Source organism: Nocardioides sp. GCM10028917 (assembly GCF_042666175.1).
Classification (GTDB): Bacteria; Actinomycetota; Actinomycetes; order Propionibacteriales; family Nocardioidaceae; genus Nocardioides.
Map to the genome: position 1 here is coordinate 37,925 of NZ_JBHTFL010000012.1, position 7,395 is coordinate 45,319.

Genomic DNA, 7,395 nt, shown 5'->3' on the forward strand with positions numbered 1-7,395 from the left:
TCGACGACCTGGGGTTCTTCGCATGTCGCGGTGGTCGCGATCAGGAGTCGAACGCCTCCACGACCGCCTCGTCGATGGTGGTCTTCGGGCCCGTGAACCACTTCTTCGCCGAGGCGTTCCACCACACGGCCAGGAGGAGCAGGGAGGCCAGGGTGACCAGCGGGGCGTAGTTGACGAACTTCCAGGCGAAGTCCGACTCGCTGAACGGGTTGCCGGCCGGGACGAAGGGCATCGAGAGGTAGAAGATGACGATCACGATCTCGGCGACGGCGATCAGGTTCATCCACTTGTACTTCGAGCCGTTGTTCCACGCGCCCACCTCGAACCGGTCGCCGTGCTTCCAGCGCAGCCAGATCGGGATCGCGAAGGCGAGATAGAGCCCCATCACCGCGATCGAGGTCACGGCGTAGAAGGCGACCGGGACGATCAGCGGCGCCTCCGGCGTGCCGATGTTGACCTCGACCAGCGCGGGCAGCGTGACGGCAGCGGCACAGAGGGCCACGAAGATGACGGCGTTCGCGGGGACCCGCAGCGCAGTGAGCTTCTTGAGCGTGTTGGAGCCGGGGATGGCGCCGTCGCGGCTGAAGGCGAAGGTCATGCGTGACGCCGAGGTCATGCACGACGTCGCGCAGAAGAACTGTGCCGAGGCGGAGATGAAGAGCACCAGTCCCGCCCAGTTGGCACCCATGGACTGCACGAAGATGTACGCCACGCCGCCCGCGCCGACGCCCGCGTTGTCCGGGTTGCCGCTGGCGTCGTCGGGGATGGCGAAGACCACCGTCAGCAGCAGGATGTAGCCACCGATCACCGAGTAGAGGATCGACTGCCAGATGCCCTTCGCGGCTGCGGTCGAGGCGGAGGCCGTCTCCTCCGACAGGTGCGCGCAGGCGTCGAAGCCGGTGATCGTGTACTGCGTCAGCAGGAAGCCGAACGGGACGATGGCGAACCAGAAGCCGAGCGTGCCGGTCTCCCCGCCGAAGTAGCCGGAGTTGTTGAAGCGCTCGGTGAAGACGTAGCTGAGGGACTGGTGCTGGTCGGGGACGAACAGCAGGATCACGACGATCGCCGCCGCACCCACGACGTGCCACCACACCGACACGTTGTTCATGACCGCCATCAGGTGACTGCTGAAGATGTTCAGCACCGACACCAGCAGCAGGACGACCAGGAAGATGATGAAGACGCGCGTCAGCGAGTAGCTCTCGGCGAAGCTCTCGGACCAGGTGCTGATCGTGAGGTCGATGAAGGTCGCGCACCCGTAGGAGACACCGGCGGTGACGGCGACGAGCCCGATCAGGTTGAGCCAGCCCGTGAAGAAGCCCGCTGCCGGACCACCGAGCTTCGCGGCCCACCAGTAGATGCCGCCCGAGGTCGGGTAGGCCGAGACCAGCTCGGACATCGTGAAGCCGATGATCAGGATGAAGAGGCCGAGGATCGGCCAGGACCAGGAGATCGAGATCGGGCCGCCGTTGTTGAAGCCGGCACCGAAGTTCGTGAAGCACCCGGCCAGGATCGAGATGATCGAGAACGAGATCGCGAAGTTCGAGAATCCCGACCACGAGCGGTTGAGCTCCTGGCTGTACCCGAGCTTCGCGAGGTGCTGCTCGTCGTCGGTCAGTTCGCGTCTAGCGGCGGACTCTGCTGCGGACATGGGCACACCTCTCGGGGCGTCAGTGGTTGTTCGGCACCGTAGACCCGGCCGATCCGGTCGTAAAGACTCCTGACGAGAACTCCCGGAAATTGGTATGAACTCCGACCATTGACGTCCAGCGCGAACCTGCACAGACTGGCCCGCATGACCGCCCAGCCGCACGAGCACCTCACTGCCGCGGTGCTCCGGCCGGTGCGGGGGCACCATGCGTTCGAGAGCTGCGTGGAACAGCTCGCCACGGCGATCCGGCTCGGTGTCTATCCCGTGGGCAGCCTGCTGCCCCCGGAGCGCGAGCTCGCCGAGCGGCTGGCTGTCAGCCGGGCCACGCTGCGCGAGGCGATCGCCGCGCTGCGGCAGGCCGGACTGGTCGAGACCAGGCGCGGCCGCGGCGGCGGATCGACCGTGACCTCGCGGGCGCGCGGCCGCTTCACCGGCGGCCTGGCCAAGGTCTCCGCGGCCACGAAGTCCGAGTGGCTCGACGCGCTCGAGTTCCGGCGCGTGGTCGAGCCCGGCGCCGCCCACCTCGCCGCGAGCCACGACCTCGCCGACTCCGATCGGGACCGGCTGGCGACGTCCGAGGCCGCCGTCCACGACGCGTCGGGCAAGCGCGCCCACCGGCAGGCCGACTCGCGCCTCCACCTCACGATCGCCTCGCTGAGTGGATCGGCGCGGCTGCAGGAGGCGGTGACATCGGTCCAGTCCACCCTCGACTCGATGCTCGGCGCGATCCCGGCGCTCGAGCCCAACATCGGCCACTCGCACCGCCAGCACCGCCAGATCTGCCGCGCCATCGTCGAGGGTCGCCCCGATCGCGCCCGCAAGGTGATGGAGGACCACTGCGACGACACCGCCGCGCTGCTCCGCGGCCTGCTCGGATGAGACACCCACGCCACCCCACGCCAGCACACCCGCCCGCACAGAGGGAGACCCCGTGAGCACACGCAACGACCGCCACCTCACCATGGAGGGGCTCCGCCAGCGCATCGACGCCGGCGACGTCGACACGGTGGTCCTCGCGTTCACCGACATGCAGGGCCGCCTGCAGGGCAAGCGGCTCCACGGACGCTACTTCCTCGACCACGTGGTCGGGCACGGCACCGAGGGCTGCAACTACCTCCTCGCCGTCGACGTCGACATGAACACGGTCGGCGGCTACGCGATGACGTCGTGGGACCAGGGCTACGGCGACATGGAGTTCGTCATGGACGAGCAGACCATCCGACTGCTGCCGTGGCTGCCCGCCACCGCGATGGTGCAGTGCGACCTCGAGTGGACCGACCACCGCCCGGTCCTCGCGAGCCCCCGCACGATCCTCAAGGCGCAGCTCGCGCGTCTCGCCGAGCGCGGGTTGGTGGCACTCGCCGGCACGGAGCTCGAGCTGGTGATCTACGACGACACCTACGAGGAGGCCCACCGCAAGCGCTACCGCGACCTGACGCCCGCCAACCAGTACAACGTCGACTACTCGATCCTCGGCACCACCCGCGTCGAGCCGCTGCTGCGGGACATCCGCAACCACATGTACGCCGCCGGGCTCGACGTCGAGGGCGCGAAGGGCGAGTGCAACTTCGGCCAGCACGAGGTCGGCTTCCTCTACGCCGACGCCCTCACCACCGCCGACAACCACGTCGTCTACAAGAACGCCGCGAAGGAGATCGCCGCCCAGCACGGCAGGTCCCTGACGTTCATGGCCAAGCCCAACGAGCGCGAGGGCAGCTCCTGTCACATCCACCTGTCGCTGCGCGGCGCGGACGGTGAGCTGGTGTTCTGGGACGATGCGGGCGGGGGACGTACGCCGCTCTACGACAGCTTCATCGCCGGCGTGCTCGCGACGGTCGCCGACTTCACGCTGCTGTTCGCGCCCAACATCAACTCCTACAAGCGTTTCGCCGACGGCTCCTTCGCGCCGACCACGATCGGCTGGGGCCTGGACAACCGCACGTGCGCCGTCCGCCTGGTCGGGTCGGGTCCCGGCGCGCGGATGGAGAACCGCATCCCGGGCGCCGACGCCAACCCGTACCTCGCCCTGGCCGCGATGATCGCCGGCGGGCTGCACGGCATCGAGCGGCAGCTCGAGCTCGAGCCGGAGCTGACCGGCAACGCGTACGCCTCGGACAAGCCTCGCGTCCCCGGCACGATGGCGGCGGCGCGTGAGGCGTTCCACGCATCCGCCGTCGCCCGGGCCGCCCTGGGCGACGAGGTCGTCGACCACTACGCCAACATGGCCGACGTCGAGCTGGCCGCCTACAACGCCGCCGTCACCGACTGGGAGCTGCTCCGCGGCTTCGAGCGGTTGTGAGTCGAGTCCCGAGGAAGGCCAAGATGATCCTGATCAACCCGAGCACCGGCGCAGAGCTCGACGGCTCGCCCGCCTCCGCGAGCGTCGACGAGGCCGACGCCGTCATCGCCCGGGCGCACGACGCGTTCCCGGCGTGGCGCGACGTGGCTCCGGGCGAGCGTGCCCGGCTCCTGCGGGCGTTCGCCGCCCTGGTCGACGAGCACCTCGAGGAGCTGGCGCAGCTCGAGGTGCTCAACGCCGGGCACACCATCGGCAACGCGCGGTGGGAGGCGGGCAACGTCCGCGACTGCCTCAACTACTACTCCGCCGCCCCGGAGCGGCTCTTCGGGCGGCAGATCCCGGTCGCGGGCGGCACGGACGTGACGTTCCACGAGCCCCTCGGCGTGGTGGGCATCATCGTGCCCTGGAACTTCCCGATGCCCATCGCGGCGTGGGGCTTCGCGCCCGCGCTCGCGGCCGGCAACACGGTCGTGCTGAAGCCGGCGGAGCTGACGCCCCTCACGGCGATCCGCATCGGGGAGCTGGCCGTCGAGGCCGGCCTGCCCGAGGGTGTGCTCAACATCGTCCCGGGCAAGGGCTCGGTCGTCGGCGAGCGGTTCGTCACCCACCCGCTCGTGCGCAAGGTCTGCTTCACCGGATCCACGACGGTCGGCAAGAAGATCATGGCCGGCTGCGCCGACCAGGTGAAGCGGGTGACCCTCGAGCTGGGCGGCAAGAGCGCCAACATCGTCTTCGCCGACACCGACGTGGCGGCGGCCGCGGCCGGTGCGCCGTACGCCGTCTTCGACAACGCCGGGCAGGACTGCTGCGCGCGCTCGCGGATCCTGGTGCAGCGATCGGCGTACGACGAGTTCGTCGGACGGCTCGAGACCGCCGTCAAGGCGCTGCGGGTGATCGATCCCGCCGACGAGCAGAGCGAGATGGGTCCCCTGGTCTCAGCCGGCCAGCGCGACTCCGTGCAGGCCTACCTCGACGGTGCCAGCGTCGCGTTCACCGGCAGCGTCCCGGACGGGCCGGGGTGGTGGCTGCCGCCGACGGTCGTGGAGTCGACCGACACCACCGAGGCGGTGTGGCGCGAGGAGGTCTTCGGCCCGGTGGTGGCGGTGATGGCCTTCGACGACGAGGACGAGGCGGTCGCCCTGGCCAACGACACGGAGTACGGCCTGTCCGGCTCGATCTTCACCTCCGACGTCGGCCGGGCCCTGCGGGTCGCCCGCCGCGTCGAGGCCGGCAACCTCTCGGTCAACAGCCACTCCTCCGTGCGCTACTGGACGCCGTTCGGCGGCTACAAGCAGTCCGGCCTGGGCCGCGAGCTCGGTCCGGACGCGCCGAACGCGTTCACCGAGGAGAAGAACGTCTTCATCGCCCACTGAACCACCGATCCCCGGAAGGCAAGGAACACCCATGGCAGGACGCATCGAGGGCCGCACGGCCGTCGTCACCGGTGGCTGCAGCGGCATCGGCCTGGCGACCGTACGTCGCTTCGTCGAGGAGGGCGCCCGGGTCGTCGTCGGCGACATCGACGACGCCGCGGGCACGGCGCTGGCCGCCGAGCTCGGCGGCCCCGACGTGGTCACGTACGTCCACGTCGACGTGACCTCCAAGGACGAGGTCGACGCGCTCTTCCGGACGGCCAAGGACACCTACGGCTCGGTGGACATCGCCTTCAACAACGCCGGCATCTCGCCACCGGAGGACGACTCGATCCTCGACACCGACCTCGACGCGTGGCGCAAGGTGCAGGAGGTCAACCTCACCAGCGTCTACCTGTGCTGCAAGGCCGCGCTGCCCTACATGCTGGAGCAGAAGCGCGGCTCCATCATCAACACCGCGTCCTTCGTCGCCGTCATGGGTGCCGCGACGTCGCAGATCTCCTACTCCGCCTCCAAGGGCGGCGTGCTGTCGATGTCGCGCGAGCTCGGCGTGCAGTTCGCGCGCGAGGGCGTGCGCGTCAACGCGCTCTGCCCCGGCCCGGTCAACACCCCACTGCTCAAGGAGCTGTTCGCCAGCGACACCGAGCGGGCCGCGCGGCGACTGGTGCACGTGCCGATGGGGCGGTTCGGCGAGCCGGAGGAGATGGCCAACGCGGTGCTGTTCCTCGCCTCCGACGAGTCGAGCTTCATGACCGCCAGCACCTTCCTCGTCGACGGCGGCATCTCCGGCGCCTACGTCACCCCGGTCTGAGGCCCGCGGTGCGTGTGGCTCCGGTCGTCGGGCTGACGACCTACCGCGAGGTCGCCGCGTGGGGCGTGTGGAACGCCCGTGCCGACCTGCTGCCGACGGAGTACGCCGCCTCGGTCGAGGCCGCGGGCGGCGTGCCCGTGCTGCTCCCTCCCGTCGGCGCGCCGGGTGCCGCCGCCCGGGTCGTGTCGCGGATCGACGCGCTCGTCGTCTCGGGCGGGGCGGACATCGACCCGGACCGGTACGGCGCCCAGCCCCACGCCCGCACGGCGGGCTGGCGACCGGACCGCGACGCGTGGGAGCTCGCGCTGCTGGACGCCGCCGACGAGGCCGGGCTGCCCGTGCTGGGCATCTGCCGCGGCATGCAGCTCATGGCCGTCCACGCGGGCGGGTCGCTCGACCAGCACACGCCGGACCTCGTCGGCCACGAGACGCACTCGCCCGGCGGGGACGCCTACGGCTCGATCGACGTGGCGACCGAGGCGGGTTCGCGGCTGGCCGCACTCGTCGGAGCCAGCGTCGAGGTCAGCTGCCACCACCACCAGTCGGTGGCGACCCACCCCGGGTTCACCGCAGTGGCGCGGGCGGCCGACGGGACCCTGGAGGCCATGGAAGCGGCCGGCGACCGCTGGCGCCTCGCCGTCCAGTGGCACCCGGAGACCCGCGTGGAGATCGGCCTGATGGCAGGACTGGTCGCTGCCGCCGACGAGCACGCGACCGCCGGGGGACGCTAGCCGCGTCCCTGCCGCCGCCGCAGGGTCGCCGGGAGGGTCAGCACCAGCGCCACGGCGATGCCGAGGAACATGCCGATCGAGTTGGCGGCGACGTCGCGGGGATCGGAGACCCGGCCGGGGATCTCGCGCTGGACGGCCTCGATCATCGAGGTGAGCACGATGCCGGCAGCGAGCGCGACCAGCCACAGGCGCGTGCCGACGAGGAGCAGCAGGAACATGCCGAGCGGGACGAAGAGCCCGATGTTGGCGATGAACTCGATGCGCTCGACGCTCAGCCGGCTCGTCACCGGATCGAGGTCGGGGTAACGCTCCAGGCGTGCGAGCACGCGGCCGGCCAGCCCCGCGTAGTCGGGCTGCTCGTTGCCCGGCGTCAGCGTCACGAGGGCGACGAATCCCAGGTAGACCACGGTCAGCAGGCTGAGGAAGGGATGTCGGTGCAGCACGACGCCATCATCCGGGTCCTACCTAGCTGTAGTTCCCCGTGACGTTGTGAACGCGGTCGGCGGGGACGAGGCCTCCGATGCCGGTGT

General features: G+C 70.2%; 7 protein-coding genes. 5 read left to right on the forward strand and 2 right to left on the reverse strand.

All coding sequences use genetic code 11. From position 1 onward, the window contains the following. Positions 1-40 precede the first annotated feature (40 nt). The gene (locus ACFQW6_RS20085) at positions 41-1,651 is read right to left on the reverse strand and encodes an amino acid permease (RefSeq protein ID WP_378549732.1); all 1,611 of its coding nucleotides are present in this window, start codon (positions 1,649-1,651) and stop codon (positions 41-43) included. Positions 1,652-1,795: 144 nt separating this feature from the next. Here ACFQW6_RS20085 and ACFQW6_RS20090 point away from each other — a divergent pair, with 144 nt between their 5' ends. Genes ACFQW6_RS20090 through ACFQW6_RS20110 form a run of 5 tightly spaced genes read left to right on the forward strand, consistent with a single transcriptional unit; the run spans position 1,796 to position 6,865 of the window. Further along, a complete protein-coding gene (locus ACFQW6_RS20090; RefSeq protein WP_378549734.1) occupies positions 1,796-2,530 on the forward strand; it encodes a FadR/GntR family transcriptional regulator in 735 nt (244 codons plus the stop codon). Between the two features lie 52 nt (positions 2,531-2,582). Further along, positions 2,583-3,950, forward strand: a complete 1,368-nt coding sequence (locus tag ACFQW6_RS20095) for a glutamine synthetase family protein (protein ID WP_378549736.1) — start codon at positions 2,583-2,585, stop codon at positions 3,948-3,950. Between the two features lie 23 nt (positions 3,951-3,973). Next, entirely contained in the window at positions 3,974-5,323 is a 1,350-nt protein-coding gene (locus ACFQW6_RS20100) for an aldehyde dehydrogenase family protein (RefSeq protein ID WP_378549739.1), read from the forward strand. Positions 5,324-5,354: 31 nt separating this feature from the next. Next, positions 5,355-6,134 (forward strand): 3-oxoacyl-ACP reductase, encoded by a 780-nt coding sequence (locus tag ACFQW6_RS20105; RefSeq protein WP_378549742.1) that lies wholly within the window; start codon positions 5,355-5,357, stop codon positions 6,132-6,134. A gap of 8 nt (positions 6,135-6,142) precedes the next feature. Next, complete coding sequence (locus ACFQW6_RS20110) at positions 6,143-6,865, forward strand: gamma-glutamyl-gamma-aminobutyrate hydrolase family protein (RefSeq protein ID WP_378549745.1); 723 nt, start codon at positions 6,143-6,145, stop codon at positions 6,863-6,865. Here the strand turns inward: ACFQW6_RS20110 and ACFQW6_RS20115 are convergent. Beyond that, positions 6,862-7,308, reverse strand: a complete 447-nt coding sequence (locus ACFQW6_RS20115; RefSeq protein ID WP_378549748.1) for a VanZ family protein — start codon at positions 7,306-7,308, stop codon at positions 6,862-6,864. The genes ACFQW6_RS20110 and ACFQW6_RS20115 overlap by 4 nt on opposite strands. Positions 7,309-7,395: the final 87 nt, after the last annotated feature.

Bases quoted from the DNA above. Each gene is read 5' to 3' on its own strand.
- ACFQW6_RS20085 (WP_378549732.1), bottom strand. From the start codon at position 1,651: ATGTCCGCAGCAGAGTCCGCCGCTAGACGCGAACTGACCGACGACGAG.
- ACFQW6_RS20090 (WP_378549734.1), top strand. From the start codon at position 1,796: ATGACCGCCCAGCCGCACGAGCACCTCACTGCCGCGGTGCTCCGGCCG.
- ACFQW6_RS20100 (WP_378549739.1), top strand. From the start codon at position 3,974: ATGATCCTGATCAACCCGAGCACCGGCGCAGAGCTCGACGGCTCGCCC.
- ACFQW6_RS20105 (WP_378549742.1), top strand. From the start codon at position 5,355: ATGGCAGGACGCATCGAGGGCCGCACGGCCGTCGTCACCGGTGGCTGC.